Source organism: Streptomyces sp. YJ-C3, assembly GCF_053891275.1.
Genome location: NZ_CM132685.1, coordinates 4,638,412 through 4,664,525, shown reverse-complemented (window position 1 = coordinate 4,664,525; position 26,114 = coordinate 4,638,412). Strand labels below are relative to the sequence as shown.

22 protein-coding genes and 2 pseudogenes are annotated in these 26,114 nt (G+C 69.8%); 12 read left to right on the top strand and 12 right to left on the bottom strand.

The window, feature by feature from the left end:
- Positions 1 to 16: 16 nt before the first annotated feature.
- The 5 genes from ACVHNB_RS20880 to ACVHNB_RS20860 form a co-directional block, all read right to left on the bottom strand.
- Positions 17 to 1,210: a S8 family serine peptidase gene (locus ACVHNB_RS20880; RefSeq protein WP_456225537.1), complete on the bottom strand. Its 1,194-nt coding sequence runs from the start codon at positions 1,208 to 1,210 to the stop codon at positions 17 to 19.
- A gap of 29 nt (positions 1,211 to 1,239) precedes the next feature.
- Complete coding sequence (locus ACVHNB_RS20875) at positions 1,240 to 4,548, bottom strand: right-handed parallel beta-helix repeat-containing protein (protein WP_456225536.1); 3,309 nt, start codon at positions 4,546 to 4,548, stop codon at positions 1,240 to 1,242.
- A gap of 132 nt (positions 4,549 to 4,680) precedes the next feature.
- On the bottom strand, positions 4,681 to 5,847 hold the full coding sequence (locus tag ACVHNB_RS20870) for a ricin-type beta-trefoil lectin domain protein (RefSeq protein ID WP_456225535.1): 1,167 nt from the start codon (positions 5,845 to 5,847) through the stop codon (positions 4,681 to 4,683).
- A complete protein-coding gene (locus ACVHNB_RS20865; RefSeq protein ID WP_428957216.1) occupies positions 5,844 to 6,635 on the bottom strand; it encodes a type VII secretion system-associated protein in 792 nt (263 codons plus the stop codon). The genes ACVHNB_RS20870 and ACVHNB_RS20865 overlap by 4 nt, the downstream gene beginning before the upstream one ends.
- 253 nt (positions 6,636 to 6,888) lie before the next feature.
- Positions 6,889 to 7,329 carry a VOC family protein gene (locus tag ACVHNB_RS20860; protein ID WP_456225534.1) on the bottom strand — a complete coding sequence of 147 codons (441 nt, stop codon included), beginning with the start codon at positions 7,327 to 7,329 and terminating at the stop codon, positions 6,889 to 6,891.
- Positions 7,330 to 7,645: 316 nt separating this feature from the next.
- Here ACVHNB_RS20860 and ACVHNB_RS20855 point away from each other — a divergent pair, with 316 nt between their 5' ends.
- Positions 7,646 to 8,533 (top strand): hypothetical protein, encoded by an 888-nt coding sequence (locus ACVHNB_RS20855; protein WP_456225533.1) that lies wholly within the window; start codon positions 7,646 to 7,648, stop codon positions 8,531 to 8,533.
- 206 nt (positions 8,534 to 8,739) lie between these two features.
- Here ACVHNB_RS20855 and ACVHNB_RS20850 read toward each other — a convergent pair whose 3' ends face one another.
- Positions 8,740 to 9,330, bottom strand: a complete 591-nt coding sequence (locus ACVHNB_RS20850) for a TetR family transcriptional regulator (RefSeq protein ID WP_456225532.1) — start codon at positions 9,328 to 9,330, stop codon at positions 8,740 to 8,742.
- Between the two features lie 90 nt (positions 9,331 to 9,420).
- On the opposite strand from ACVHNB_RS20850, the gene ACVHNB_RS20845 reads away from it, so the two are divergent.
- The 7 genes from ACVHNB_RS20845 (at position 9,421) to ACVHNB_RS20815 (ending at position 17,157) form a co-directional block, all read left to right on the top strand.
- Positions 9,421 to 9,843 carry a nuclear transport factor 2 family protein gene (locus tag ACVHNB_RS20845; RefSeq protein WP_428957220.1) on the top strand — a complete coding sequence of 141 codons (423 nt, stop codon included), beginning with the start codon at positions 9,421 to 9,423 and terminating at the stop codon, positions 9,841 to 9,843.
- Positions 9,843 to 10,691 carry an NmrA family NAD(P)-binding protein gene (locus ACVHNB_RS20840; protein WP_456225531.1) on the top strand — a complete coding sequence of 283 codons (849 nt, stop codon included), beginning with the start codon at positions 9,843 to 9,845 and terminating at the stop codon, positions 10,689 to 10,691. The genes ACVHNB_RS20845 and ACVHNB_RS20840 overlap by 1 nt, the downstream gene beginning before the upstream one ends.
- Positions 10,692 to 11,538: 847 nt before the next feature.
- Positions 11,539 to 12,003 (top strand): MarR family winged helix-turn-helix transcriptional regulator, encoded by a 465-nt coding sequence (locus ACVHNB_RS20835; protein ID WP_456225530.1) that lies wholly within the window; start codon positions 11,539 to 11,541, stop codon positions 12,001 to 12,003.
- Between the two features lie 44 nt (positions 12,004 to 12,047).
- Positions 12,048 to 12,635 (top strand): YbhB/YbcL family Raf kinase inhibitor-like protein, encoded by a 588-nt coding sequence (locus tag ACVHNB_RS20830; protein ID WP_456225529.1) that lies wholly within the window; start codon positions 12,048 to 12,050, stop codon positions 12,633 to 12,635.
- Positions 12,636 to 12,875: 240 nt separating this feature from the next.
- The gene (locus ACVHNB_RS20825; protein ID WP_428957224.1) at positions 12,876 to 14,411 is read left to right on the top strand and encodes a flavin-containing monooxygenase; all 1,536 of its coding nucleotides are present in this window, start codon (positions 12,876 to 12,878) and stop codon (positions 14,409 to 14,411) included.
- 120 nt (positions 14,412 to 14,531) lie between these two features.
- On the top strand, positions 14,532 to 15,500 hold the full coding sequence (locus ACVHNB_RS20820) for an AurF N-oxygenase family protein (protein ID WP_428957225.1): 969 nt from the start codon (positions 14,532 to 14,534) through the stop codon (positions 15,498 to 15,500).
- Between the two features lie 49 nt (positions 15,501 to 15,549).
- The gene (locus ACVHNB_RS20815; protein ID WP_456225528.1) at positions 15,550 to 17,157 is read left to right on the top strand and encodes an FAD-dependent oxidoreductase; all 1,608 of its coding nucleotides are present in this window, start codon (positions 15,550 to 15,552) and stop codon (positions 17,155 to 17,157) included.
- A 103-nt stretch (positions 17,158 to 17,260) separates the two neighbouring features.
- On the opposite strand, the gene ACVHNB_RS20810 is transcribed toward ACVHNB_RS20815, so the two are convergent.
- The 3 genes from ACVHNB_RS20810 to ACVHNB_RS20800 form a co-directional block, all read right to left on the bottom strand.
- On the bottom strand, positions 17,261 to 17,950 hold the full coding sequence (locus ACVHNB_RS20810; RefSeq protein WP_428957227.1) for a TetR/AcrR family transcriptional regulator: 690 nt from the start codon (positions 17,948 to 17,950) through the stop codon (positions 17,261 to 17,263).
- 148 nt (positions 17,951 to 18,098) lie between these two features.
- Complete coding sequence (locus tag ACVHNB_RS20805; RefSeq protein ID WP_428957228.1) at positions 18,099 to 19,118, bottom strand: aldo/keto reductase; 1,020 nt, start codon at positions 19,116 to 19,118, stop codon at positions 18,099 to 18,101.
- A 23-nt stretch (positions 19,119 to 19,141) separates the two neighbouring features.
- Positions 19,142 to 20,038 (bottom strand): helix-turn-helix transcriptional regulator, encoded by an 897-nt coding sequence (locus tag ACVHNB_RS20800; protein WP_456225527.1) that lies wholly within the window; start codon positions 20,036 to 20,038, stop codon positions 19,142 to 19,144.
- A 334-nt stretch (positions 20,039 to 20,372) separates the two neighbouring features.
- Here ACVHNB_RS20800 and ACVHNB_RS20795 point away from each other — a divergent pair, with 334 nt between their 5' ends.
- Together ACVHNB_RS20795 and ACVHNB_RS20790 are read left to right on the top strand one after the other, a co-directional pair.
- The gene (locus ACVHNB_RS20795) at positions 20,373 to 21,614 is read left to right on the top strand and encodes an MFS transporter (protein ID WP_456225526.1); all 1,242 of its coding nucleotides are present in this window, start codon (positions 20,373 to 20,375) and stop codon (positions 21,612 to 21,614) included.
- The gene (locus ACVHNB_RS20790; protein ID WP_456225525.1) at positions 21,614 to 22,498 is read left to right on the top strand and encodes an aldo/keto reductase; all 885 of its coding nucleotides are present in this window, start codon (positions 21,614 to 21,616) and stop codon (positions 22,496 to 22,498) included. Before ACVHNB_RS20795 ends, ACVHNB_RS20790 begins: the two co-directional genes overlap by 1 nt.
- Before the next feature lie 89 nt (positions 22,499 to 22,587).
- On the opposite strand, the gene ACVHNB_RS20785 is transcribed toward ACVHNB_RS20790, so the two are convergent.
- Positions 22,588 to 22,986, bottom strand: coding sequence for a VOC family protein (locus ACVHNB_RS20785; protein ID WP_456225524.1), 399 nt, complete (start codon positions 22,984 to 22,986; stop codon positions 22,588 to 22,590).
- 93 nt (positions 22,987 to 23,079) lie between these two features.
- Between ACVHNB_RS20785 and ACVHNB_RS20780 the strand changes: the two genes are divergently transcribed.
- Positions 23,080 to 24,081: a helix-turn-helix transcriptional regulator gene (locus tag ACVHNB_RS20780; protein ID WP_428957233.1), complete on the top strand. Its 1,002-nt coding sequence runs from the start codon at positions 23,080 to 23,082 to the stop codon at positions 24,079 to 24,081.
- A gap of 49 nt (positions 24,082 to 24,130) precedes the next feature.
- Here ACVHNB_RS20780 and ACVHNB_RS20775 read toward each other — a convergent pair.
- Both ACVHNB_RS20775 and ACVHNB_RS20770 read right to left on the bottom strand, forming a co-directional pair.
- A pseudogene (locus tag ACVHNB_RS20775) lies at positions 24,131 to 24,224 on the bottom strand (SMI1/KNR4 family protein); the annotation flags it as partial.
- 101 nt (positions 24,225 to 24,325) lie between these two features.
- Positions 24,326 to 24,370, bottom strand: a pseudogene (locus tag ACVHNB_RS20770) (hypothetical protein); the annotation flags it as partial.
- A gap of 479 nt (positions 24,371 to 24,849) precedes the next feature.
- Between ACVHNB_RS20770 and ACVHNB_RS20765 the strand changes: the two are divergent.
- The gene (locus ACVHNB_RS20765) at positions 24,850 to 25,719 is read left to right on the top strand and encodes an RNA polymerase sigma factor SigF (RefSeq protein ID WP_428957234.1); all 870 of its coding nucleotides are present in this window, start codon (positions 24,850 to 24,852) and stop codon (positions 25,717 to 25,719) included.
- Positions 25,720 to 26,114 lie beyond the last annotated feature (395 nt).

The following is a 26,114-nucleotide window of genomic DNA, read 5'->3' as shown; positions in this document are numbered from 1 at the left end:
TATGTGTCTCATCCCGCTACGTCTCATCCCGCGCGGCCGGCCGCCACCCGCGGGCCCGCGCCCGGGGCAGCACGAACGCCGCCCACAGCACGGCCAGCACACCCCCGCCGCCCGCCAGCGCCAGCAGCGTCGCCCGGCCACCGGCCCGGTCCGCGTCGCCGGTGTCCCGCAGCGCCACCGCCTCGGTGCGCCCCGGAGCGTCGGACCGCTGCGCGTCGTCGGTGACCGCCGTGACGGCGGCGTAGGGATCGAGCTGCGGCAGATCACCCGGGTAGGCGGTCGACACCAGACGCCGTACGACGTCGTCGGCGGAGGCATCGGGATGAGCGGCCCGCACCAGAGCGGCCGCGCCCGCGGTGTACGCGGCGCCCAACGAGGGCCCGGCGCCCAGGTAGTGGCCCGTGCCGCGCGGCCCGACGGACACGACACCGGCGCCGGGCGCGGCGAGGTCGATGCCTTGGGTCCGCAGGGCATTCTCCGGCCGTGTGCCGTTCGGCAGCATGTCCGCGACCGACAGCACCCCGGGTTCGGAGGCCGGCCAGTACGCCTTGCTCGGCACCGGGTCCTCGCTGGCCGCCGGGGCGTCCGGCGTCGCCGCCGCCACGACCACGATCCCCGCCTTCCGCGCGTCCTGGACGGCGCGGGTGAGAGCGGCATCCCGGCGCGGCAGGGCCACCGAGACCGTGATCACGTCCGCCTTCGCCGCGACGGCGGCCCGTACCGCGGCAGTGACCCGCGCGGCGCTCGGCATCCCCCGGGTGTCCGTACCGCGCAGCGCGAGGACGTCGGCCTGCGGCGCCACACCACCCAGATCGGGCTTGCCGCCCGCGGCGCCCGCCACCAACCCGGCGACGAACGTGCCGTGCCCGACACAGTCCTGACCCGCCTCGCCCTCGGCCTTCACCCGCCCCTTGAGACCGGCCGCACCCGTCACCACTCCGGTGTCGACGACCGCGACGGTCACCCCGGCACCCGTACCGTGCTGGTGCACACGCCCGAGATCGAGACGCTGACGCGACCAGTCCTGCTTCTGCGCCTCTGTCTTGGAGGCGGGTGTGCACGGCGACTGCTGCGGATCCGACGGCAGAGCCGAGGGCATGGCCGGCAGCTTCTGCCGGCCTGCCGCTGCCGGCGCCTGCGCGGGGGACGCGACGACGGCGCCGCCCGGAACGGCCATGGCCAGCAGCAGCGCCGTCCCCAGCACGGACATCCGCCGCGCTGCAGCTCCGCCGCGCACCGTCATCGCTGCGCCGCCTTCCGCGCGGCCGTCACGTCGTCCGGCACCAGGATGCGGAGATCATCGAGAGTGGGGGAGGACAGCGAACTGAGCCGCCCGGCCTGCCGCGTGACCATCGACTCCACCACCTGCCGTGCGAGGCGCGCATTGCCGAACGTCCGGTCGCGGGGCAGCGAGTCGAAGTGTTCCTTGAGGACCGGGCCGGTGCCGGGCCCGCACTCGTAGCCCATGGCCGATGCCTGCGTCCGTACGATCGTGACCAGTTCCTCGGAGGAGTAGTCGGCGAACGCGACACGGCGCGAGAAGCGGGACGACAGGCCGGGGTTGGAGGCCAGGAAGCGTTCCATCTCGTCCGTGTATCCGGCGACGATCACCACCACGTCGTCGCGGTGGTCCTCCATCAGCTTCAGCAGCGTGTCCACGGCCTCCTGGCCGAAGTCGGCGCCGCCGCCCGCGGGTGTGAGCGTGTACGCCTCGTCGATGAACAGCACACCGCCGCGGGCCCGTTCGAACACATCCCGGGTCAACTGAGCCGTGTGGCCGATGTAGCGGCCGACGAGATCGGCGCGGGCCACCTCGACGAGTTGCCCGCCGCTGAGGATGCCGAGCTGCACCAGGACCTCGCCGTACAGCCGGGCCACCGTCGTCTTGCCGGTGCCGGGCGGCCCCGTGAACACCAGATGGTGACTGATCGACGGAACGGGCAGCCCCGCCGCGGCCCGGTGCCGGGCGGTGGTGATCAGGTTGACGAGATCGGTGACATCCCGCTTCACCTCGGCCAGGCCCACCATGTCGCCGAGCTTGGTCAGCGGATCGTCGGCCGGCTGCCCCGCGACGGGCGCGGCGGCGGTCGCCGACACGTCCTGCGGCAGCAGTGTCCGCAGATCCTGCTCGTCGACCCGCTCCAGGGACGCGAGCCGCACCGCCTGCCGGTCCACCATCTCCTCGAACACACCGCGCGCCGCACGTCCGTTGCCGAACGTGGCATCACGTGGCATCCGCTCGAAGTGCGCCGCCAGCGCCTCCGCCGTGCCTTCGCCCAGCTCGTACTGGTGCTGCCCGCACATACTGTCCATGATCGCGACGAGTTCGGGCACCGAGTAGTTCTCGAACTCGACGGTCCGCGAGAACCGCGACGCCAGGCCGGGGTTCGAGCCCAGGAACGAATCCATCTCCCGGGAGTAGCCGGCCGCGACCACCACCACGTCGTCGCGGTGGTCCTCCATCAGCTTCAGCAGTGTGTCCACCGCCTCGCGGCCGAAGTCGGCGCCGCCGTTCCCGCTGTCGGCGGTGAGCGTGTACGCCTCGTCGACGAACAGCACCCCGCCCAGCGCCCGGTTGAACGTCTCCGTGGTCTTGATCGCCGTACCGCCCACGATCTGCGCCACCAGATCGGCCCGAGACACCTCCACGAGGTGACCGCTGCGCAGCGAACCCAGCTCGGCGAGGATCGCCCCGTACAGCCGGGCCACCGTGGTCTTGCCGGTGCCGGGCGGGCCCGCGAAGACGAGGTGCCGGCTCATCGGCGGCGCCGACATGCCGAGCTGTTCACGGCGCTGCGCGAGCTGGGTGAGATTCACCAGCGTGCGGACCTGCTCCTTGACGTTGTCGAGGCCGATCAAGTCGTTGAGCGCGCCCAGTGGACCACCGTCACGGGTGGCCGGTGAGGCCTCGGCGGCCCCGGAACCAGCCGGATCGGTGTTCTCTGCGCTGCCGGTGCCCCAGGCGTCCCGCTTGCCGTTGCCGTTGCTGCTCAGCCCTTCCACGGCCAGCCGCTCGCCGGGCGCCGTCTGCACGAGACCGCCGCCCGCGTTCTCCCGCGCGATGCAGTTCACCAGTGAGACCGGCGCGGTCGACTCCACCCGGAAGCCGTCCTGCTCGCCGCCGCTCACCTCGCAGCCGCTGAGCGAGGCCTGGCTGCCCTCGCGCAGCAGGAAACCGTGGCCCGTGGCGGCGTGCACCGTCGTGCGGTTGGCGGTCAGCTCCGCGCCGCTCGCCACGACGACCCCGCCGCCCCCGGACGTCTCCACCCGGAAGTCCCGCACAGTGACGCTGCCACCCTCCTCGACGAGAACGGCGTCGCCCTCGCTCCCGGAGACACCGCCCCCGGCGACATACAGGGTGCTCCCGGCCGCGACCCGCACACCTGCCCCGCGCGGCCGCAGGATCTCGCAGTCCTCCACGCGCCCGCGTGCGTCCTTCGTCGCCGCGATGCCGTCACCGGCCGACTCGACGAGCCGGGCGCGGCGCACGAGCGGATTGGCGCCGCTGCGCAGCAGCAGAGCGGGGGAGCCGCCGATGACCTCGGTCCGGTCGAGCTCGGCCGCCGAGTCCTCCTCCAGCAGCAGCCCCGTCTCCTCGCAGTCGCGCACCGTGAGGCCGGTCAGCGCCGGGGACGCCGCGCCGTTCACCTTGAGAGCGGGCCCTTGGGCCGTGTCGATCCAGCAGTCCTCGAACGAGCCGCGCGCCCGGTCCGTGACCAGGAGCCCGCTGCCCCGGGTCCGCGAGGTGCGGCAGCGCCGCAGCACCGGGTCGGTGCCCGCGGCGAGCACGATGCCGGTGGCCGAGGCCCCGGTGACCCGGACGTCCTCCAGCGTGGTGCGCCCCGCGCTGGTGATGTGCACGCCCGTACTGGTGTCGTGGACCACGGTCCGTACGACCGTGGTCGTGCAGCGTTCCTCCAGCGCCACCGACGGCTTGTCCGTGGAGGAGATGTCGCAGTCCTCTACAGTGCCGCGGGCTTCACCGTTCGCCAGCAGGCCGTTGCCGCGGGCGTCACGGATCGTGCAGCCGCGCACGGTCGCGTCCCCCTGCTCGGCCAGCACCACACCACTGGTGGCGAGGTGCTCCACCGTGCAGGACTCCACGGAACTCGGCGTGGTCGACGTGATCACGATGCCGGCGCCGCGCGGGTTGCTGACCCGGCAGTCCCGCAGCGCGAGCGAGCCGGTGCCCCCGGCCAGCAGCGCCGTCCACGCGGAACCGCTGACGTCGCAGCCGTCGAGCGCGGCCTGCCCGCGCCGCACGTCCACCGCGGGCTCCTCGGCGTCCGCGCCGCGCAGCGACACCTCGGTGAGCATCACGGCATCGGCCCGCAGCGACAGCACACTGCCCGACCGCGGCCGGATCTCCACCGTGCCCCGCCCCTCGGCCGCCGCGATGGTGACCCTCGTGTGGATCACCAGGTTCTCGGCGTACGTTCCCGGACGGACGCTGACGAGGGCGCCGCTGCGCGCCGCCGCCAACGCCTCACCGATCGTCCGGTACCGGTCCTGCCCGTCGGAGCCGACCGTCAGTACCTGGCGCGACACGCACGAACCTCCTTGCCTGGGTGGCACCTTGCGCGATGACACCTGTCTTCCGGGAGCACAGTGATCAATGATGCCAGCCCGTCGTCCTGCTGTTCGAGTGAGACCGCTCGCGCGTGCACCGCCGTGCGACGGTCAGGCGTAGCTCCACTTCTGGTTGTCGGCGCCGGTGCACGTCCACAGCTGCAGCGTGGCGCGGTTACCGGTGTTGTTGTCCTTCACGTCGACGCACTTGCCGACGACGGTGTTGACCAGGTCGTTGCGCTCGTTGACGACGAACTTCTGCGCGATGTTGTCGGTGCAGTTGGCCAGTTGGATCGGTGTGCCGTCGTTGAAGTCGGCGTTCGCCACATCGAGGCACTTCCCGCCGATGCGCAGCGTGCCGTCCGACGCGGTCTGCCACCGCTGGGCGCTCGAACCGTTGCAGTCCCAGATCTGCAGTGGCATCCCGTCCTGGAACCGGGCCGCCGGAACCTCGAGGCAGCGTCCCGACGCGTGCCCCCGGATCAACACCGGATTGCCCAACGTGACAGCGGGCGGTGCAGCGGCCTTCTTCTTGTCGGCGCTCGAGGACTTCTTCTTCTCGCCGTCCCCGGAGGACTTGCCACTCGGCTTCTCGTCGCCCTTGGCGTCTTGCGCGGCCTTCTCGCCCGAACCGCCGTTACTGGGAGGGGTCTTCTTCTCGACCTTCTTCTCGGGGGGGTTGCTCTCCTCCTTGCTCGCCTCGGGAGCGGCGGCCGCAAAGTCCCCGGGCTGGTCCGGATCGTCGCCGCCGAGAACGGTTCCCGCGGCATTGGCCGACTTCGACGGATGCTCGTCGTCGCCGCCTCCGAGGAGCATGAAGGGCACGGACACCAACAGCGCTCCGACCACAGCGGCGCCCGCCAGGGCGGCCTTGCCCGGACGGCCGACGGGCTTGGACGCCGGTTCCTTCTCGCCGATCGCGGTGGCGGTCATCGTCCGTACGAGCGCGGGCAGCCGGCTCTTCGCAGCGGCCGCGGCGCCCGGATCGGACTCGGCGGAGCCCTCCGTCGCCTCGGCTTTTTCGCTCGCGGAGTCCGTGCCGGGGGAGTGCTCGGCTTGCGGGTCGCCGTCGTCGTCCTCGGACGGCTTTTTGAGGGGTGCGGTTTCGCCGGAGGAGTCGGCGGTTTCGCCCGCGGCGGGAGCCGAGGCTGCGGCTTCGCCCTCCGTAAGAGGCTTCTCAACCTGAGCCTCAGGCACCTGAGTTGATGCCTGCGTGGTCTCGCTCTCCTCGCGCGTCGCTGTGGGCGGCTGCGCCGGAGACTGGGCCGAGCGCGTCACTGGGTCCTCCCTGTGGTGTGGGGCCAAGGGGTGGGGCGGGGACTGTCGGAATGCGGAACAGATGTCGGTGACGATGTGGTGCGGGTCGGAACGTGCTCGGGGGCGGACGCCTGCTCCGATCCCGGACGGGACGGGTAAGCGGCGCGCAGGCTCTCCACCGGGACGAGGAGGGGAGCCGCGGCGCCCGCATTGACGGCAAGGAAAGCCTCGGAGCCACGAAGGCTGTCTGCCAACTCGCTGACCGGCAGGGTGTCGTGGCTCAGCGTCGACGCCATGAGCTGGTGAGCCGGAGCGGAGAAGACCATCACCACGGGATGTCCGTCGGCCCCTGCGGCGACGAGTGGCTCACCGTCGATACCGCGCAGGACCGTGACGTCGGCCTGCGCCAGCGCGGCCAGAGCATCGTCGTCCGTTCCATAGCCGGTGGCCGCGAGTTGGGCGGCGGCGTCCACGGGATCCGTGGGTTCGGGCCAGCCGAGGACGGCGGGGGAGGGGCGGTAATGAGGATTCGCGCGGTACTCCCGTACGTCCCCGTCCTCGGAACGCCACTCGCCGACGACCGCCCAGTCAGGGGGAGTCCGATCGCCCGGCCAAGCGGGGTCGACGGCACCGATCCAATGTCCGGGCGCTTGCAGCGCGGCGGTTCGCACCGCATCGGGTATGTCGGACAACGGGTCCTCGACCGAGCCGTCCTGATGCGGAAGGGCAGACGGGTCGTGCGGCAGGTCCGGTTGTCGTTCCTCGGGCCGCATCTCCACCTGACTCTTTGACCGTTCGTCGCACATCATCGACCGCAGCAGACACTTGATTCACGCAAGCCAACAGGATGCCACGGGAACCTACGTCTTAGGCGATCACCAGGTGATCCGATTCAGTCAATCAGGTGTCCGTTTCCTGCCCGCTTCGTGGCGCCAGGCCCCAAGGGGCGAGGCCGCACGTCCCTGCCCTGGCCGGCCGTCGGCGCACTGGCCGCACAGCCGGCACGGGGTGTGGTGGTGGACGCGGTGGTCGGGACGGCCGGCAGTGAGGCTGTACGGCTCCTCAGTGGAGCTGCTCGGCCAGTCCGACGATGATGCCCTCCGGGCCGCGGAGGTAGCAGAGCAGATAGCTGTCCTCGAACCGGGCGATCTCGCCGACGAGTTCGGCGCCGTGAGGGCGCAGCCGGGCAACGGTGTCCTCGAGGTCGTCGACGGCGAACATGACGCGGTGCGTGCCGAGAATGTTGTGCGGCCGGTTGCGCGGCCCGGTGCTGATCGCCGCGGGGCTGCGGTACTTCGCCAGCTCGAGCCGGCTGTGACCGTCCGGGGTCCGGACCATCGCGATGTCACAGTGGACGCCGTCGAGCCCGGTGCACTGGTCGGCGACGAGGCCCTCGACCTCGGCCCTGCCCTCCAGCTCCATACCGAGTTCCACGAAGAACGCGATGGCGGCCTCCATGTCCTCGACGACGATGCCGACGTTGTCCATCCGCTGAATCGCCATGCTGGCTTCTCCTTCTTCCTCGCGCGGCCGGTGGTGGCCGCTGATGTCCCTGGGACGGAGCCGGTGGCACGTTCTCGACATCCGAAGACTGCCGAACTCGAAAACATCCGGATCGCGCCTCAGGTGAGATTCAGCCGCATGGACCAACCCACCGCCTACACGACGAGAACGGCTCCCACGAAGGCCCACACCGCGGTCGCCGCGCGCCGCACCTGATTCCGTCGCTCGCGCTCACACGTCCGCAGAACCGTGCCCCGTCCGCCCGGCGTCCTGAGCAGGAACGAACGGAACCGGAACGTAAAGAAGGCTCGTCTCCATGCCCACACAGCACGACCGCACGGCGCCACCGACGAGCGGAAGCCCGCAACGTGGCTTCGCCGCCACGACGTTCGCCGTTCTGCGGCGGCACCGGGGCGCACTGGCAAGCGCCACGGTACGCATCGTCGGCCTGTCCGGACTGGCCGGGCTGCTGTTGACGGCCGCGATATTCGCGCTCGCCTGGCCCCTCTTCACCCACATGCGGAACCAACGTACTTACTACCACCAGCTTGAGGACCCCTACCTGCACGACCACACAGACCTGACACTGGTCGCCCTCTGGACGCTCCCGCTCTTCCTGCTTGTCTTCGGTATCGGCAGTGCGGCCCTGCAGACCGTGTGCTCGCGGGCGGTGGCGGCGGAGTCCGGCGAGCCCTCGCAAGGCGGCGCCGCGCGGCTGCGATCCGTATTCGCCGGGTACGCGCTGCGCAGCCTGATCGTATGGCCCCTGCCGCTGGTCGCCCAGGAAGTTGCGTACCGTCTCACCGGCGACCAACTCGACACCCCGTTGCCACTGGAACGCGGATCCTGGCCCTACGCACTCGTCTCGGCCGCCCCCGCAATCGCCGTATGCGTCGCTGTGCTGCTGCGCCTCGCCCTCAACCTCGCCCCGGCCGCCGCGGCTGACGGGCTCGGTCCCCGCGCGGCTCTGCTTCGGTCCTGGTCGTTGACGTGGTCGCGCGCCGGAGCGGGCCGCGTTCTTGCCCTCGGGCTGGTGCTGGCCGCGCTGACCGCCGGACTGCTGCGGCTGGTGGTACAGCTCGCCCTGCCGCTGCGGCCCCTCGTGCGATCCCTCCTCGAACAGGCCACGGGCAACTTCTTCGCCGCGTACTACGCCGGCATCCTCGCCCCGTCGTCGTCGGCATCCTGGTCACTGCGGCCGTGATCCTCCCCGTCACGTTCACCGCTCTCGCGGCCCTCTATGACCAGCTGCGGTCGACTCGTTCCTCTCGTGGAAGGGCCGGGGGCAACACGGAAGCCTCCGCCACCGCTTGACGCGTCCGAACGAGACGTCTGCAGCGAGGTGACGGCTCCTGTTGGGGCCAAGAGGTCGCTATCGCGGCTGTGAGGACGGCACGTGAGATGAGTCCTCTAGCGAGCCTTGCCGGTGGCCAGGAGCCTGGAGGCGAAGTTCGCGAGCTGATTCCGCATCTCCTCCCTTGGCACGCGCTCTGCTTCGGCGAGGTGCTCGACAAGGTCGGCTCGGGTGGCTGCCAGCAGGGCGTGGGCGGTGAAGTCGGTGTCGGGCAGGCCGGGGATCTGATCCAGTACCGCTCGGAGCATGCTGTGCCATCGCTCGTAGTGCGGTGCCTGGTACGGGCTGCTGTTTCCGCTTGCCTCAAGGGCCAGCGCGAGGCGCCGGTTGTCCAGTTTGAAGCAGAGGACGGCGTCCAGCAGGGCGAGCACGCGATCCTTCGGCGGCGTTGAGGGGCCCAAGGGGGGTGGGCCCGTCTCAATGGCTTCCCTGACGGGTTCGAGCCGGGCCTCGTACAGCGCGCGGAGCAGCCCGTCGCGGTCACCGAAGGCCCGGAAGAGTGTGCCCTTGCCGACGCCGGCCGCTGCTGCGACGTGGGCCATGGTGACGTCCTCGGGGCTCTCATGGCGGGCGAAAAGGGCGTCGGCCGCCGCGAGCAGGGACTCCCGGTTGCGGGCGGCGTCCTTGCGGGTCCTGTGTTCGGGCACGGTGCCTCTCCCTCTTTTGCAAAGCGGACCGTCGGTCCGTATATTTCAAAGCGGACCGACAGTCCGTATTCTATGAGTGGGAGGATACCCGTGCCCGCACCGACTGCTCCGGCGGATCTGTACCGCCACAGCCTGCGACTGCTGCTCGACAAGAACATTCCCGCGTGGGTCGACCTGTGGGCCGAGAACGGCATCATGGAGTTCCCCTTCGCCCCCGAGGGCTGGCCGACGCGGCTGGAGGGCAAGGAGGCCGTGGCGGCCTACATGCAGCCCTACCCCGATCACATCGATCTCCAGGACATCCCGGAACTGCGAATTCATGAGACCAGCGATCCGGGGACGATCGTCGTCGAGATGCGTGCCGTCGGCCGCCTGGTGGAGACGGGCGCTCCTTACGACATGACCTACATCGCGGTCGTGACCGTTCGGGACGGGCGCATCACCTCCTACCGCGACTACTGGAATCCGTCCGGCCTCCCGGGATCCGGCGCCGACTTCACCAGGAGTAACTGATGACCACCACCGACACCATCCTGGTCATCGGTGCGACCGGAACCACCGGCAGCCGGACCGTCACACAACTGGTGAGCGCGGGGCACAGGGTCAAAGCCGCCAGTCGCCGTGCCGCTCCGGTCACCGGAGCGGAGCCGGTCACCTTCGACTGGTACGACTCCGCCACCCACGCAGCCGCCCTCAGCGGGGTCGACAGCGTCTACCTCGTTCCACCCGTCGGCGACCTGGACCCCGCGGCGACCATGCTGCCGTTCCTCCAGCAGGCCCGCACCGCCGGCGTGCACCGTGCCGTGCTGCTCAGTTCTTCAGCCGTCCCCGCGGGTGGCCCGGCGGTGGGAAGGGTGCACCAGGCGCTGCCCCGTCTGTTCGACCAGTGGGCCGTTCTGCGGCCCTCGTGGTTCATGCAGAACTTCACCGGCGCTCATCCGCAGGCCCTGAGTGTCCGAGAGAACGGCGCCATCTGGTCGGCCACCGAAAGCGGCCGGGTCGGCTTCATCGACGCCGAGGACATCGCGGCGGTCGCCGTCCATGCGCTGACAGATGAGCAAGCTCCCAATGCCGATCTCGTCCTCACGGGACCGCAGGCGCTCAGCTACGACGACATCGCCGCGATCATCACAGAGGTCGCCGGCCGCGGCGTGAGCCACCGCCGACTGTCCTACGAGCAGTTGCGTGATCGTCACGCGGAACAGATGCCGGTCGAGTTCGCCGAACTGCTGGCAGGCATGGACCGCGCCATCGCCGGCGGAGCGGAGGACCGGCTCACAGACACGGTCCGGCGCCTGACCGGCCGGCCGCCACGTTCCTTTCGCGCCCTCCTGGAGGGCGAGGCGCGACGAAGCGGCTGAGCTTCCGGGCGGCCAGCAGCGTGCGGGCCCAGTCCGGCGCGTACCAGCAGAAGCCGAGGACCTCTCAGCCTTCATGCCGTCCGAAAAATCGGCAGTCGTTCGTGCAGCGGTCTTCTTCACCTAGGTGTCGTGAGCCATGCTCGCTCCACAGAGGCGTGAGTCGACGGGGCGGGAGCAGGGGAGAGCGGCGAGTGCAGCAGCGAGAGGGGCGTGTGATTGCGGGAACGCAATCCGCAAAGCGCCGCGTTTAATGGACAGTTGGGCCTGCGCTGAAATCGCTCTCTTGCTGTAGAAATCAGCTGGGAACGAGCTCATTCCTACGACACCGCCACTCCGCCCCCACTCGGTGGAGAGGAAGGGATGCCGCGCCCAGACCCCGCCGGCCTTCCGCCTCAGCCCTGGCACTCCGATTCGCAGAAGCACGCAGGCAGATCGGAGTGCCGGCTGAACTCAACACCTGTGCGCGGCCGCGCCGCAGTGGTGCCCGATAGGCCGGATCTCACCGGGAATCGCGGTCACCGGCAGGCAACGTACAGGACTGAAGGCCCCTGACCGATGGTGCTGGTCAGGGGCCTTCAGTCTGTGTGGTGGGTGCGGGATGCGGGCCGGTGGTGGCGCGCCAGGACAGTTCTCAAGGCTCGACCTGCGCGACCGATCGCGCTGCGCCAGACCTTCCCGAGGCCTCGACACGGCTGGGCCGAACCCAGTGACACCGTCCCGCTTCGACACGGCAGTGCTGCCCCGTGCCAAGTGGGTCGCTCAGGTGGCAGCCCGACATGGAACCTGACAAGAAAGTAGTTGACATGTAACAATCTTTTCGGAGGTCCGCCATGGCCTCCTCGCACCCATGGAGGACGCCCTGAATCCCGAGCCGAACAGCGCCCCGGCCGCACAGGCGTGGGCCGCCCTGCATACGTTCATCACCGGCCAGGACCGCCGCCGCGCGCTGCGCCGGGAACTGGACCTCGGCCCGGGTAATGCCGAGCAGCTGATCAACCTCACGCGGGCGCCGATGACGATGCGCGAGATCGCGGGGGCCGCTGCCGTCGACCCCTCCGCAGCCACCGTCGCGATCGACCGTCTGGAGCGTCGTGGCCTGGTACGGCGAGAGAGTCACCCCGACGACAAGCGCCGCAAGGTCGTCCACCTCACCGACCTCGGGCGGCAGACCGCCGAGGCTGCCCGCCGCATCCTCACCGAGGCGCCACGCGGGTTCAACGAACTCGACGCCGGCGACTTGGCCGCTGTCGCCCGCATCTTCACCGCACTGAACTCGACGACCGATTCGGCACCGTCCGCTGAAGGCCGCTGACCAGGTAGCACCAGGTAGCAAGAGAGCAAGAAAGAAGACACATCATGCCCATACTCGGCACCCTCCTGCGCAATCGGCGCCCCGCCGAGAGCGCGTACGCCTGGAACCAGGCCAACCTGACCGGCCCGGAGACCCTCACCCTCACCAGCCAGGACTTCACCGACGCCGGCACCCTGCCCACCCGGCACAGCGGCACGCGCGTCGGCGGCGAGAACATCTCCCCTCACCTCGCATGGAGCACACCCCCTGAGGGGGCCGCTGAACTCCTGCTCCTGGTCGAGGACGTCGACGTTCCCCTCGGGTCCCGCCCCGCCGTCCACTGTCTCGCCGTCATCGACGACGCCCGCCGCGCGAAGCCGCACGAGCTCGCGGCCGGTGCTCTCGGCAAGAACGCCCCCGCGCCCGGCGTGACACTGCTCCGCTCGTTCATCGGCCGTGGCTACCACGGACCCGAGCCGCTCAAAGGCCACGGCCCGCACCGCTATGTCTTCGAGCTCTACGCACTGGGCGAGAGCCTGCTCGGCCGCCCGGATCGCGACGCGCTCATCAAGGCCCGGCCCCGCCGCCTCCTTGACTCCCTGGACGTACCCGTACTCGCCCGCGACCGCATCACTGGCATCAGCGAACGCTGACCGCTAACGGTCGGTCAGCTCTCCGTCGGGTGCATGGTTCTCGCGTCGATCCACTTCCACCTGAGTGTGACTTACATCATGTTACCGAGGGTATCTGAAACACTGTGTCGCAGGTAAATTGCCGATACCACAGAGAAGTGGAAGCACGTGTCTGAGCCACCGTCGGCGCCCCACGCGGCGGCGGCGACCCTCCGTCCCTGCCGTCCAGGGGCCCGCGAGTGAGAGTGAGGACCCTCCGCCATGGAGCAGCAGCACGTCGACGTCCTGGTCATCGGTGCCGGAATATCCGGCATCAGCGCCGCGAGCCACGTACTGCGGGACAATCCTGGCGCTTCGCTCGTCGTGCTCGAGCGTCGCTCCCGCGTAGGGGGCACCTGGGATCTCTTCCGCTACCCCGGCATCCGGTCCGACTCGGACATGCCCACCTTCGGATTCGGCTTCCGTCCCTGGCGCGATGCGCGCATCCTCGCCGGCGGCGCAGAGATCCGGCAGTACGTCGAGGACGCCGCGGTCGACCACGGCGTACTGGAGCGCATCCGCTTCCGTCGCCGAGCGACCAGCGCCGACTTCTCGCACGCCACCGGCCGCTGGACCGTAGAGGTCGAGGACGAGAGCACCGGCGAGCGCGAGTCGTACAACGCGGGCTACGTCGTCGGAGCGACCGGCTACTACGACTACGACAACCCCTACCGCCCACAGTTCCCCGGCGAGGCGGACTTTCAGGGGACTCTCGTTCATCCGCAGCACTGGCCGGACGACCTCGACCACACGGGCAAGCGCGTGGTCGTCATCGGTTCCGGTGCCACCGCCATCACCTTGCTGCCCGCGATGGCCGACGAGGCCGCGCACGTCACCATGTTGCAGCGCTCGCCCACCTACATCCTCGCGCTGCCCGAGGTCGACCCGGTCACCTCCGTCCTGCAGAAGCTGCGAGCCCCCGCCCGGCTGACGCACAAGATCGCCCGCACCCGCAACATCGCTCTGCAGCGCGGGAGTTACGCCTTCTGTCGCAAGTACCCCCGCCTCGCCCGAAAGGCGCTCCTCGGCCTGGTGCGAGCCAGGGCCGGCAAAGGCGTCGACATGCGCCACTTCAGCCCGAACTACAAGCCGTGGGACCAGCGCCTGTGCGTCGTCCCCGGTGGCGACCTGTTCAAGGTCCTCAAGAGCGGCAAGGCATCGATCGCCACCGACCACATCGACACCTTCACCGCCGACGGCATCCGCCTGAAGTCCGGCGAGGAGCTGCAGGCCGACATCGTCATCACCGCCACGGGCCTGAACGTCCGCCTCCTGGGCGGCATGGCACTCACCGTCGACGGCCGCCCGGTGGACATCACGAACCGCGTCCTCTACAAGGCCGTCCTGCTCGAGGGTGTCCCCAACATGTCCCTCGTCATCGGCTACACCAACGCCTCCTGGACCCTGAAGGCGGACCTGGCGGCCGGCTACACCGCCCGTCTGCTCGCGCACATGCGGCGCCACGGGCATGACATCGCCACCCCGATGGCCTCCAGCAGTGACCGCTCCGAGTTCTCCGTCATGGGCGAGGCGCTGACCTCCGGCTACATCGCCCGGGCCAACGAGGTCATGCCGCGCCAGGGCACCCGCGACCCGTGGCGGCTGTGGAACAACTACTACCGCGACCGCGCCCTGCTCCAGGACGCCCCCATCGGCGACAGCGCCCTGCGCTTCGACACGGCGAGCAACCCGGGCTCCGCACGCACGTCCGCGACGGACGCGGCGGCCGACGCCCAGGAAGCGCCCCGCGTCGCCTGACCGTTCGGCCCACGCATTCCGTACCTCACAACCAGCGCCGCACACCTCACCATCGCACCACCGCACCGGCCCGCGCACCCGCCTCCCCCCTGGCGGCCGAGCAGACAACCGAGGACGAAGATGACTGCGAACCTGACCAGGAAGCTCTACGACGAGCGCCTGCGGACCCTGTCCGAGGGCTCCGTCAACGTCAACTTCAACGCCTTCATCGACATCAAGTGGGACGACCCCGAGTTCGCCGTGGACGTCGACGACCCGCGCTGGGTACTCACCAGCGCCGACGCCCTCGGCGCCCACCCCTGGTACCAGGAACAGCCGCTCGAGGCCCAGATCCGTATCGGGATCTGGCGCTGGGCGGTCATCGCCAAGGTGGGGATGCAGTTCGAGAACCTCCTCATGCGCGGAGCGCTGGACTACATCTACCAACTGGGCAACCAGAACCTGGAGTTCAGGTATCTCACCCACGAGATCACCGAAGAGACCCACCACACCCAGATGTTCCAGGAGCTCGTCAACCGCACCGGCGTGGACACCGCCGGCGGCAAGCGCTGGTTCCGCCAGCTCAGCCGCGTCCTGCCGCTGGCCGGCTCCCTCTACCCCGAGGCGTTCTTCACCGGCATCCTGGCCGGCGAGGAGCCCATCGACCACCTGCAGAAGGGGGCCCTGCGCAGCGGGGAGCCGGTGCACCCCCTCCCGCAGCGGATCATGCAGATCCACATCGCCGAGGAAGCCCGCCACATCTCCTTCGCCCACGAGTTCCTGCGCCTGCGCGTCCCGCGCTTCGGCAAGGCCCGCCGCGGCGCCCTGTCCGTCCTCTTCCCGTTGATCATGCGGATCCTGTGCGACGTCATCATGATCCCCGACCGGAAGTCCGCCGCGCAGGTCGGCATCCCGGCCTGGGTGATCAAGGACGTCTTCTGGAAGTCGGAGGCAGGCCAGAAGATGCTCCACGAGCTCTTCTCCGACGTGCGGATGCTCGCCCAGGACATCGGCCTGATGAACAAGGTGTCCCGCCCGCTGTGGAAGGCCCTGCGCATCGACGGCCGCCCGGCGCGCTTCCGCGGCGAACCCGCGCTGCACACCGACTGAGAGCCCGCCAGCTCCGCACTGCCTTTCCCCGAACGGAGACCAGCCCGCCGTGCCGTACGTCGTCACCCGATCCTGCTGCGCCGACGCCTCCTGCGTGCTGGCCTGCCCGGTCAACTGCATCCACCCGGCGCCGGGGGAGCCCGGCTTCGGAACCGCCGAGATGCTCTACGTCGATCCGCGCACCTGCGTGGACTGCGGCGCCTGCATGACGGCCTGCCCGGTCGACGCGCTCAAGCCCCATACGGCTCTCAGCCAGGGGGAGGTGCCGTTCCTGGAGCTGAACGCCGCCTACTACAAGCAGAATCCGCACGCCGACCGCACACCCATGTATGTCGTGCCCAAGCAACGCGGCCTCCCTGCGGGCGAGTTGTCCGTCGCGGTCATCGGCGCCGGCCCCGCCGGTCTCTTCGCCGCCGACGAACTGCTGCGCCATCCGGGCGTCCGCGTCACCGTCTTCGACCGGCTCCCGACCCCGTACGGCCTCGCGCGGGCCGGCGTCGCACCGGACCACCAGGACACCAAGCAGGTCACCGAACTCTTCCGGACCATCGAGTCCCAGCCCGGATTCACCTACCGCCTCGGCGTCGAGATCGGCGCCCACCTCACCCACACCGACCTCCTGCGGGAGCACCACGCGGTGATCTACGCCGTCGGCGCCGCGACCGACAAGCGCCTCGACATCGACGGCGAGGACCTGCAAGGCAGCGCCTCCGCAACGGACTTCGTCGCCTGGTACAACGGCCACCCCGACCGCGCCCACGACCACTACACCCTGGACACCGAGCGCGCCGTCGTCATCGGCAACGGCAACGTCGCCCTCGACGTCGCCCGCATCCTCACCGCCGACCCCGACACCCTGGCCCGCACCGACATCTCCGACCGCGCGCTGGCCGCACTGCGCAGCAGCAAGGTCCGCGAAGTCGTCCTCCTGGGGCGGCGCGGACCCGCCCAGGCCGCGTTCACCGTGCCCGAACTCCTCGCGCTCTCCGCCCTCGAGGACGTGGACGTGAGCGTCGAGGGCTGGCCCGACGACCTCGACCCCGACGCAACGGAGAAGACCCGGCTTCTGTCACAACTGGCCGCCCGTACACCGGTCGAGGGCCGCCGCCGTATCGTGCTGCGCTTCCTGACCAGCCCGGTGCGGATCATCGGAGAGGCCGCCGTACGAGCCCTGGAGATCACCCCCACCACACTGCACACGGACGAAGACGGCACCGTCCGCGCCCGGCCCACCGGCGACACGCAGAGCCTGGAGACCGGCCTCGTCCTCCGCTCCGTCGGCTACCGCGCCCGGCCCGTACCCGGCCTGCCCTTCGACGAAGACACCGCGACCGTCCCCCACGAGGCCGGCCGGGTCGAGCCCGGCGTGTACGTCGCGGGCTGGATCAAGCGCGGACCGACCGGATTCATCGGCACGAACAAGACCTGCGCCCACGAGACGGTCGAGTCCCTACTGAGTGACTTCAGCGCCGGCCGTCTCACCCAGCCGGTCAGCGGCGTCAGCACGGCGGTGGACGCGCTGGGCCTGGACGCCTGGCGTGCGATCGACCGCACGGAACGCGCGGCAGGAGAGGCCCAGGGCCGCCCTCGCGTCAAGCTCACCGACACCGAGTCCCTGCACCGAGCCGCGCAGGCCGTCCCGGCGGCACGCGGCTGACATCTACACCCTAAGCCTCGGCAGTCGACCGCTACTGCCGAGGCGCGTGGTCACGTGGTGGGGGAGCAGCCCCGGGGCTGGCCCTCGGAGCCCGGGAGCACGCTCAAGCCCGCTCCAGATCCGCCACCCGCTGCCGCGGCGACAGCTCCACCCCCAGGTCCCGCAACGTCGCGTCCAGCACCGCCCAGACCGAACGGCACAGCATGGCCCGCAACTCCTCCTCGGACACCTCACGCTGGGCGTCGCGCACCCACTGGTTGACCGAGGTGTCCACGAACCCGACGATCCCCACCGCGACCGAACGGATCGGCGCCTCCCGCACCCCGAGCGCCTTGAGTACGTCACTGAACCGCTCGCTCAGCATCAGCGCGATGGCCGTCTTGGTGTCCGCCACCAACGACCCGTCACCCATCGCGTGCTCGCCGACACCCATGTAGGCGTACAGGCGCGGATGCTGGGCCACCCAGTCCAGATGCGCCCCCACCACGCGCTGCACGGACTCCTCGATCGTCCCGTCGAAGGTGAGCGTCGGCTCCATCCGCCGCATGAACGACTCCACCACCCGCCGGCGGATCAACTCGTCCAACGTGGCACGGTCCTTGAAATGCCGGTACAGCACCGACCGCGGCAACCCCACACGCTCCGCCAGTCGCTGCACCCGAAAGCGCGCGCCCTCCTCCTCGATGAGCGCGACCGCCGCGTCCACCAACTCGACCTGACGCTGCGCCTTGTGCTCGTCCCACCGGGTGGAGCGCCCGTCGATCTGCGGCTCGCCGCCGGTTCTGTCCGCCATCCCGCCAGGATATCGGCCACCTCGGCGCACACGGCGCCCGAGCCGCCGGCTCCGAAGACGGGCACCCCCTTCCGACACCCTGCTGCGTCGACGCCGGCAACGCACCAGGCGGGGCGGCGCCTTGCGGCTCCGCCCCGCGGGGGCGGCGTCAGCGACGCCGCTGGTCGGCGCGCAGTTCGAAGTCGCCGTAGCTGTTGTCGACCGGGTTGACCGTGACGCCGGGAGCCACGATGTCGTCGATGGCGTCGAGTACGTCCGCCGGGAGCGTGACGTCGGCGGCGGGCAGGAACGCCTCCAGCTGTTCCATGGTGCGCGGGCCGATGATCGCCGAGGTGACGCCGGGGTGGTTGACGGTGAAGGCGACGGCGAGCTCGATCAGAGTGAGGCCCGCCTTCTCGGCCAGGACGGCGAGCTGTTCGACGGCGTCGAGCTTGCGCTGATTGGCAGGGGAGTTCATGTCGAAGCGGGCCTGCGGACGGGCTGCCGAGGCGGGGCCCGTGGTGGCGTCCTTGCGGTAGCGGCCGGAGAGCCAGCCGCCGGAGAGCGGACTGTAGGTGAGCGTGCCCATGCCGTGGCGGCGCACGGTGGGGAGCACGTCCTCCTCGATACCGCGGACCAGGATCGAGTACGGCGGCTGCTCGGTCACGAACCGCTCCAGGCGGCGCTCCCGCGCAGTCCACTGGGCCTCGACGATCTGGGAGCCCGAGTAGGAGGAGGACCCGATGTAGCGGATCTTGCCCTGGTGCACGAGATCGGACAGCGCGCCCAGGGTCTCCGCGACGTCCGTGTCGGGGCTCGGGCGGTGGACCTGGTACAGGTCGATGTGATCGGTCCCGAGCCGCTGCAGGGAGTTCTCGACCTCACGGATGATCCAGCGCCGCGAGCCCCCGCGCTGGTTGGGGTCGTCCGGGTCCATGGGCATGAAGAACTTGGTCGCCAGGAACACGTTGTCGCGGCGGTCTTTCAGGGCCTTGCCGACGATCTCCTCCGATACGCCGGCGGAGTACACGTCGGCGGTGTCGACGAAGTTGATGCCGGCGTCGAGGGCGCGGTGGATGATGCGGATCGAGTCGGCTTCATCGTCGTTGCCCCAGGGGCCGAACATCATCGCGCCCAGGCACAGCGGACTGACCTGGACGCCGGTGCGGCCGAGCGGTCGGTACTGCATCAGATGGTTCTCCTCGGATGGGATCAGTCGTTCCGGAAAGGAGCGACCTTGTCGGGGTGGACCCAGCTGGCGAGGAGGCCCAAAGCCTCCTGCTCGCGGGAGTCCGGCTCGGGCGTGTAGAAGTTCAGCCGCAGGCCCGGGTCGCCCGGCAGATCCATGGCTTCATAGGGCAGCGCGAGATCGCCGACCAGCGGGTGGTGCAGGTTCTTCACGCTGGAGCGGTGGAACTTGACGTCGTGACGGGCCCATCGGCGGGCGAAGTCGTCGCTCTTCGTCGTCAGCTCCCCGATCAGATCGGTGAGCGCCTTGTCGTGGGGTGCCCGGCCCGTCTCGGTGCGCAGGAAGGCGACCGCGTCGTCGGCTCCCTTGTCCCAGTCGCACCAGAACTCCTGGCTCGCCGGGTCCAGGAACATGAAGCGGGCGCTGTTGACCGGGCCGCGCCGGGCGAACAGCGGCGAGTCGAAGACCGGGGCGTACAGGGCCCGGCCCAGCGCGTTGGAGGCCAGGATGTCGAAGCGCGCGTTGCGCACATAGGCCGGAACGCCGGTCATCGAGTCGAGCAGGCGCAGGATCGTGGGCCGCACCCTGGACGCGGTCACCATGCGGCGCCTGCCCGACGGTGTCGCCGCCCGGGCCAGGTCGTACAGGTGGGTGCGCTCCGCCTCGTCGAGTTGCAGCGCGTGCGCGAGGGACTCGAGCACCGAGTCCGACGCGCCAGTGAGGTTCCCGCGCTCGAGCCGCACGTAGTAGTCCACGCTCATGCCCGCGAGCAGCGCGACCTCCTCGCGGCGCAGCCCGGCGACGCGCCGGTTCCCTCCGTAGGTGGGCAGCCCTGCCTGCTGCGGAGTGATCCGGGCGCGGCGGGTGCTCAGGAACTCGCGTACTTCGGCGGCCAGGGGCTTCCTGTTGCTGTCGGCCATCTTCAGGGCCCGGAATTCTCGGCGGCGCGGGCGGGCATGCGGCGGCTCCTTTTGATCGACGTGCATCCTGTGCCGGTCTTTTCACCGTAGATCTGCCGGCGAGTGCCTGCGAGGTACTGCCATTACCTGGAAGAGCAGTGACTCCCACCGACGCGACGACGCGCGGTTTCGTGGAGACGGCCAAGGACCCGACGTCATGCGACCGGGCCCGGACCGGAAACCGACCTGAAGGAGCACCGTGCGCGCAGCACCCCCACGCAGGCCCGGCGATCCCGGGGCTCTGCGTGCCGTCCGTCCGACCGCTCCGGCAGTCGTCGATGCGCCTGGTGATCAGATGTCCACGACCACCCCGCAAGGGAAGGCGAAGCCGCCAGGACCCCCGGTCCACGCGACTCTGATCCCCGCGATCATCTGCGTCAGCTACTTCATGGTCATCCTGGACAACTCGATCGTGTTCACCGGGCTGCCGCAGATCCGGACCGCCATGGGGTTCTCCGAGACGGGCCTGTCATGGATCACCAATGCCTATGTCCTGGTCTTCGGAGGGCTGCTGCTCCTCGGAGCCCGGGCCGGTGACGTGTTCGGGCACCGCAGGGTCTTCCTGTTCTCCCTGACCGTCTTCTCCCTCGCCTCGCTCCTGGTCGGCGCCGCGCAGAGCCAGTGGTGGCTGATCGGAGCACGCGCGCTCCAGGGCGTCGGAGCGGCGGTGATGATGGTGCTGGCGGTGCGGTTCCTGCCCGAGACAACCCCTCACAAGGGTCGCTTCGACGTGGCGGGGGCGCTGCTGGCGACGCTGGGCTCGACCGCTCTGGTTCTGGGCATCGTCGACGCGGCCGACGGCGGCTGGAGCGCTCCGGCCACGGTGATACCCCTGGCGGGCGGCGCCGCGATGCTGGGGCTGTTCGTCCGGGTCGAGCGGCGGGCCGCACAGCCGATCGTGCCGCTGCGCCTGTTCGCCAGCCGGGAGCGCAGCGGCGCCTATCTCACCCGGATGCTCTACACGGGCGCGATGATGGGATTCTTCTTTTTCACCGCCCAATTCGTGCAGAGCGTCTATCACTGGACACCCCTGCAGGCCGGGCTCGCTTTCCTGCCGATGACGCTGGTCAATTTCGCCTTCGCCGTTCAGGTGCCGCGGTTGCTGGAGCGAGTGAGCAGACCGACAGTGCTGCTTACCGGGGTCACCCTGACCGCGGTGGGCATGCTGTGGCCGAGCCGCCTCGGCCTGCACACGACCTACCTGACCGGAGTGGCGCCGCCGATGGTGCTGATCGGTGCCGGCCAGGGGCTCGCACTGGCGCCCTTGACCTCCAGCGGCATGGAGGGCGTCGCCCCCGCGGACGCGGGAGCCGGATCGGGCCTGGTCAACGCTGTGCACCAGATCGGCAGCGCGCTGAGTCTGAGCATCTTGACCGCCGGCGCCGCCGACGTCTCCACCGGCCACGGGGCCGCCGATGTCGCGGCCCGCTCGGGCGTGGCCCTGACCGGCTCCGCCGTCCTGCTCGCCTTCGCGGCCGTAGCCGTCCTGGCCCTCATCCTGCCCGCACGGGGCACTCGTCACGAAAGGACCTTCTGATGCAGACCCTCACCCTCAACAACGGCGTCCAGATGCCCGCCCTCGGACTCGGTGTCTTCCAGACCCCGCCCGACGAGACCCGGGCCGCCGTCACGGCCGCGCTCGACCTCGGCTACCGGCACATCGACACCGCGGCCGCCTACGGCAACGAGCGCGAGGTCGGCCAAGCCCTGCGCGACTCCGGGGTCCCCCGGCAGGAGATCTTCATCGAGACGAAGATCTGGATCAGCGACTACGGCTACGACGAGACCCTGCACGGCTTCGACAAGAGCGCCTCGAAGCTCGGCGTCGACCAGATCGATCTGCTCATCCTTCACCAGGCGCTGCCCTCGGAGTCCGACAAGACCCTCGCGGCATACAGGGCCCTGGAAAAGCTCCTGGCCGACGGCAAAGTCCGTGCCATCGGCGTCAGCAACTTCATGGTCGACCACCTGACCGCGCTGCTCGACGCCACCACCGTCGTCCCCGCCGTCAACCAGCTGGAGATCCACCCCTACTTCCAGCAGCGCACCGTCCTCGACTTCGACGACCAGCACGGCATCCTCAACCAGGCGTGGTCGCCGATCGGTGGGATCACCTTCTACCCGGGCTACGGCGAGAACCGCCGAAGCGTCCTCCAGGACTCCGTCGTCACCGCGATCGCCGAGAACCATGGAAAGAGCCCGGCCCAGGTGCTGCTCCGCTGGGGCCTCCAGCAGGGCCGCTCCGTGATCCCCAAGTCGACCAAGCGCCAGCGGATCGCCGAGAACATCGACGTCTTCGACTTCGTCCTCACAGCCGACGAAATGAAGGCCCTCGACGCTCTGGAGACCGGCCGGCGCGGCGGCCCCGAGCCGGAGGCCGTCACCCTCGCGGACTACGGCCGCGTCATCCCCGAAGCCTGACACCCCAGGCTGCCAACGGGACCCGCTCCGCCGATCAGGGCAACGGATGCGCCGCCACCGAACAGCCCGAGTGAGCGTCGTGCGTGGCGTCAGCGTGCGAACTTCTCGATGGCAGCCTGGGTGACGGGGGTGAAGAAGTTGACCAGGTTGCCGTCGGGGTCACGCAACAGCAGCGACCGGTTGCCCCAGGGCATCGTGGTGGGCTCCGTGACGAAGTCGGTGACGAAGGCGGCCAGGTTCTCGTGAACGCGGTCCACGTCGTCGACGAGGAACTCGGTGATCACGCTGTGGTTGTCCGCCGGACGGGCGGAGCCGGGGGCGAACAGCGGGACGGTGCGGGTGCCGGCGATCGCGAGCGTGGCGCCCGCGGTCTTGAGCTCGGCGAAGTCCTCGGTGGCCCACGCCGCCCGCACCCCTGTGGCGTGCTCGTAGAACTCGACGAGGCGTGCCACGTCGCCGGTGATGATGCGGATCGAGACGAAGTCCATCGGAATCTCCTTGACTGTGCTGAAGGCGTGCACGTCGCAGGCTAGGAGAAATAGGGGACAGAATCGGTCCTGTATCCGCAGTAGGCTGCGAACATGCCTCGACCCACCGGCCGCGTGCTGACACTCCTGGAGCTCCTGCAGTCGGGCGGCACCCGGACGGTGGCCGAACTCGCCGACCGCCTCGGCGTCGAAGGGCGCACCGTGCGGCGGTACGTGAACCAGCTGATCGACCTGGACGTGCCCGTGGAATCGGTGCGCGGCCGCTACGGCGGGTACCGGCTCGCTCCCGGGTACCGCTTGCCTCCGCTCATGCTCAGCGACGACGAGGCGCTGGCCGTGCTGCTCGGCCTGATCGCCGGCCGCCGGACAGGGCTGACGACGACGGAACGCACAGCGAGCGAGACGGCGTCGGCGAAGATCCGGCGCGTGCTGCCCAAGCGCATCGCCCGTCGCCTCGACACACTCCTGCAGGCTCTCGCCTTCACGGACCAGCCCGGTGACGTCGACACCCCGGACGCCGAGGCCCTGCTCACCGTCGCCGACGCGGTGCGCCATCGCCGACCGGTCTCGATCCGCTACACCGACCGTGACGGCCGCCGCAGCGAACGCACGCTGCACGCGTACGGGGTCGTCGCCCATGCGGGCCGGTGGTACGTCACAGGCAAGGACGCGCTGCTCGGCGAAGACCGGACCTTCCGCCTCGACCGCATCGCCGACGTGCGGACCCTGCCCGGCTCATTCGAAGCGCCCGCGGGCATCGATCCGGCCCAGCGCGTGCTGTCAGGATTCGCCACGGCCGAGTACCGGCACGAGGTGACCTTGCGGATCCACGGCACAGTTGAACAGATCCGCGCCCGCCTTCCCGCCGGCGTCGCGAGCCTGGACGAGAGCGCGCCCGCGCCGGGCGGCGACCAGGCGACCGAGCGCTGGCTGCGTGTCGAGATGCGAGTGGAGCGACTCGACTGGCTGCCTCCGGTACTCGCCTCACTCGACCGGCCGTTCGTCATCGAGCGCCCCGATGAACTGCGCGAACTCGTCACCGCGCTCGCCGATCGCCTCGCGTCCTGCGCCCGGGTGAGCGCGGCGTCCCCGTGACGCGGATTCAGAACGAGCCGTCGCGTACGAGGTTGCTGCTTCCCAGGGCCGCCGAACCCGGCAGCCAGCAGCCACAGGAAATCGCTCAAGTCGCGCGCCACGACACCGGTCTCCCCCTCGGAGCCGAGGAAAACAACGGGCTGATTGCCCTTTCCTGCTGGGGCTCCCACGCCTGAAGCAGGCCGAAGAGATCCCGGTCGCCGTCGAGCTTCAGGGAGTCCACCGAAATGCGGCCGTACAGGGTGAGGACCAGCTCAGCGGCCGTACCCCGGGCGGAGGCGACGGCCACGTCCGGTGCCTCTTCGTGAACAGCGGCGGGGGTGCGGAGGCGGGTGACCCGGGCGCCGTCGGCGGACACCGAGAGGCGCCAAGAGTGGCCCTCGGTGGCGTGGAAGCAGTCGACCGTTCGTCGATCAGCCGCAGCAGAGCGGCGAACTCAGGTGTCGTGGTCACCGGGGATCCCTATCACCGCAATTTGACAATCAGACAGCGATTTTCGCAGCGTGCCCCACCTGCGACAGCGGCGGGCCGGCTGCCCTTGACGGGCACGGAATCGTGGCCAGAGCCGCAGCCGGAGTGAGGGCGACGAGTTGGACCCGGAGCATCGAGGCGTGAGACGGTCGGTTGCTTGATCGCACGATGACGACAGCTCCGCGGACGAGGTTCGCGGAATTGACGGCTCAACAGCTTGTGCGTATGTATGCCTTGGCGTGGGGTACCTGACTGCCGCGAAGGCTTGCATACGAGCAGAGATCGAAGGGGTACAGCATGGCCACCGTCGTGTCGCAGGAACTGGACCAGCACACTGACGAGCCGGTTGCGCACGGGCTGGTCGAGCGCGCCTATGAGAACCCGGCCTCAGTTGCGCCCAAGGACGCCCGTCAGGTCGGCCGGCACTTCTTCGCTCGCCTCACGCAGCTCGAGGAAGGCACGCACGAGTACCAGTACGTGCGCAATGCGCTGATCGAGATGAACCTCTCCCTGGTGCACTACGCGGCGTCCCGGTTCCGGCACCGTGGACCCCAGGAGATGGAGGACATCGTCCAGGTCGGCACGATCGGCCTGATCAAGGCGATCGACCGGTTCGAACTGAGCCGCGAGGTCGAGTTCACCTCTTTCGCCGTCCCGTACATCACCGGCGAGATCAAGCGCTTCTTCCGCGACACCTCTTGGGCCGTGCACGTGCCGCGCCGTCTGCAGGAGGCGCGCATCGAACTGTCCAAGGCCACCGAGGAGTTGCGCACCCGTCTGGGACGTATGCCTTCCACTGCCGAGCTCGCCGAGCTGATGCAGTTGGATCCGGCGGAGGTCGCCGAAGCGCAGAAGGCGTCCAACGGCTACAGCAGTGTCTCCCTGGACGCGGCCGTGACCGGCAAGGACGACGAGTCCGACACGGTCCTGGCCGAGTTCATCGGCATGGACGAGGGCCGCTTCGAGCTTGTGGAGAACTTCAACTCCCTGGCCCCGCTGATCGCCGACCTTGACGAGCGTGACCGGCGCCTTATTCACCTGCGCTTCGTCGAGGAGCGGACCCAGTCGGAGATCGGCGAGGAGCTGGGCTGCTCGCAGATGCACGTTTCCCGGCTGATCACTCGTGTGGTGACCAGGCTGCGCGACGGTCTGATGACGGACGAGTAGAGACCGCACGCTGGTGACTCTCCGCGCCCTGCGGCCCGCACCGGGCCGCAGGGCGCTTTGCTTGGGCTGTCCAGTGCGTTGATGGGGCTGCCGTGCGCGTACCGCGAAGCGTCCGGCAGTCTTCGGCCGCTGGAAAGGCCGGCGAGCGCGCCGAGGCCGTGGGGAGGCGGCGATGAAGGCGAGTGTGCGGGGTGCCCGCCTTCAGGCGGCGGGCGAGCGTGCGGACGTCACGTAGCCGAGGCGCGGTGGTGATGTGGAGACGGACTTGCCTATCCGTGCATATGCCGGGTACTCGGCCGGTTGTCGGACGAAGCTGACAGCGCCGGTGACGAGAAAAGGGTGTCGAGGGCAGTGCCGAGCCATGGGATGTCGCTCGTGGTCGGTGCGGCCGCACT

Excerpts from the sequence above, each read along its gene's own strand:
- ACVHNB_RS20880 (WP_456225537.1), bottom strand. The coding sequence starts at position 1,210 with ATGTCCGTGCTGGGGACGGCGCTGCTGCTGGCCATGGCCGTTCCGGGC.
- ACVHNB_RS20865 (WP_428957216.1), bottom strand. The coding sequence starts at position 6,635 with ATGATGTGCGACGAACGGTCAAAGAGTCAGGTGGAGATGCGGCCCGAG.
- ACVHNB_RS20860 (WP_456225534.1), bottom strand. The coding sequence starts at position 7,329 with ATGGCGATTCAGCGGATGGACAACGTCGGCATCGTCGTCGAGGACATG.
- ACVHNB_RS20855 (WP_456225533.1), top strand. The coding sequence starts at position 7,646 with ATGCCCACACAGCACGACCGCACGGCGCCACCGACGAGCGGAAGCCCG.
- ACVHNB_RS20840 (WP_456225531.1), top strand. The coding sequence starts at position 9,843 with ATGACCACCACCGACACCATCCTGGTCATCGGTGCGACCGGAACCACC.
- ACVHNB_RS20835 (WP_456225530.1), top strand. The coding sequence starts at position 11,539 with ATGGAGGACGCCCTGAATCCCGAGCCGAACAGCGCCCCGGCCGCACAG.
- ACVHNB_RS20830 (WP_456225529.1), top strand. The coding sequence starts at position 12,048 with ATGCCCATACTCGGCACCCTCCTGCGCAATCGGCGCCCCGCCGAGAGC.
- ACVHNB_RS20825 (WP_428957224.1), top strand. The coding sequence starts at position 12,876 with ATGGAGCAGCAGCACGTCGACGTCCTGGTCATCGGTGCCGGAATATCC.
- ACVHNB_RS20820 (WP_428957225.1), top strand. The coding sequence starts at position 14,532 with ATGACTGCGAACCTGACCAGGAAGCTCTACGACGAGCGCCTGCGGACC.
- ACVHNB_RS20810 (WP_428957227.1), bottom strand. The coding sequence starts at position 17,950 with ATGGCGGACAGAACCGGCGGCGAGCCGCAGATCGACGGGCGCTCCACC.
- ACVHNB_RS20805 (WP_428957228.1), bottom strand. The coding sequence starts at position 19,118 with ATGCAGTACCGACCGCTCGGCCGCACCGGCGTCCAGGTCAGTCCGCTG.
- ACVHNB_RS20800 (WP_456225527.1), bottom strand. The coding sequence starts at position 20,038 with ATGGCCGACAGCAACAGGAAGCCCCTGGCCGCCGAAGTACGCGAGTTC.
- ACVHNB_RS20795 (WP_456225526.1), top strand. The coding sequence starts at position 20,373 with ATGTCCACGACCACCCCGCAAGGGAAGGCGAAGCCGCCAGGACCCCCG.
- ACVHNB_RS20790 (WP_456225525.1), top strand. The coding sequence starts at position 21,614 with ATGCAGACCCTCACCCTCAACAACGGCGTCCAGATGCCCGCCCTCGGA.
- ACVHNB_RS20785 (WP_456225524.1), bottom strand. The coding sequence starts at position 22,986 with ATGGACTTCGTCTCGATCCGCATCATCACCGGCGACGTGGCACGCCTC.
- ACVHNB_RS20780 (WP_428957233.1), top strand. The coding sequence starts at position 23,080 with ATGCCTCGACCCACCGGCCGCGTGCTGACACTCCTGGAGCTCCTGCAG.
- ACVHNB_RS20765 (WP_428957234.1), top strand. The coding sequence starts at position 24,850 with ATGGCCACCGTCGTGTCGCAGGAACTGGACCAGCACACTGACGAGCCG.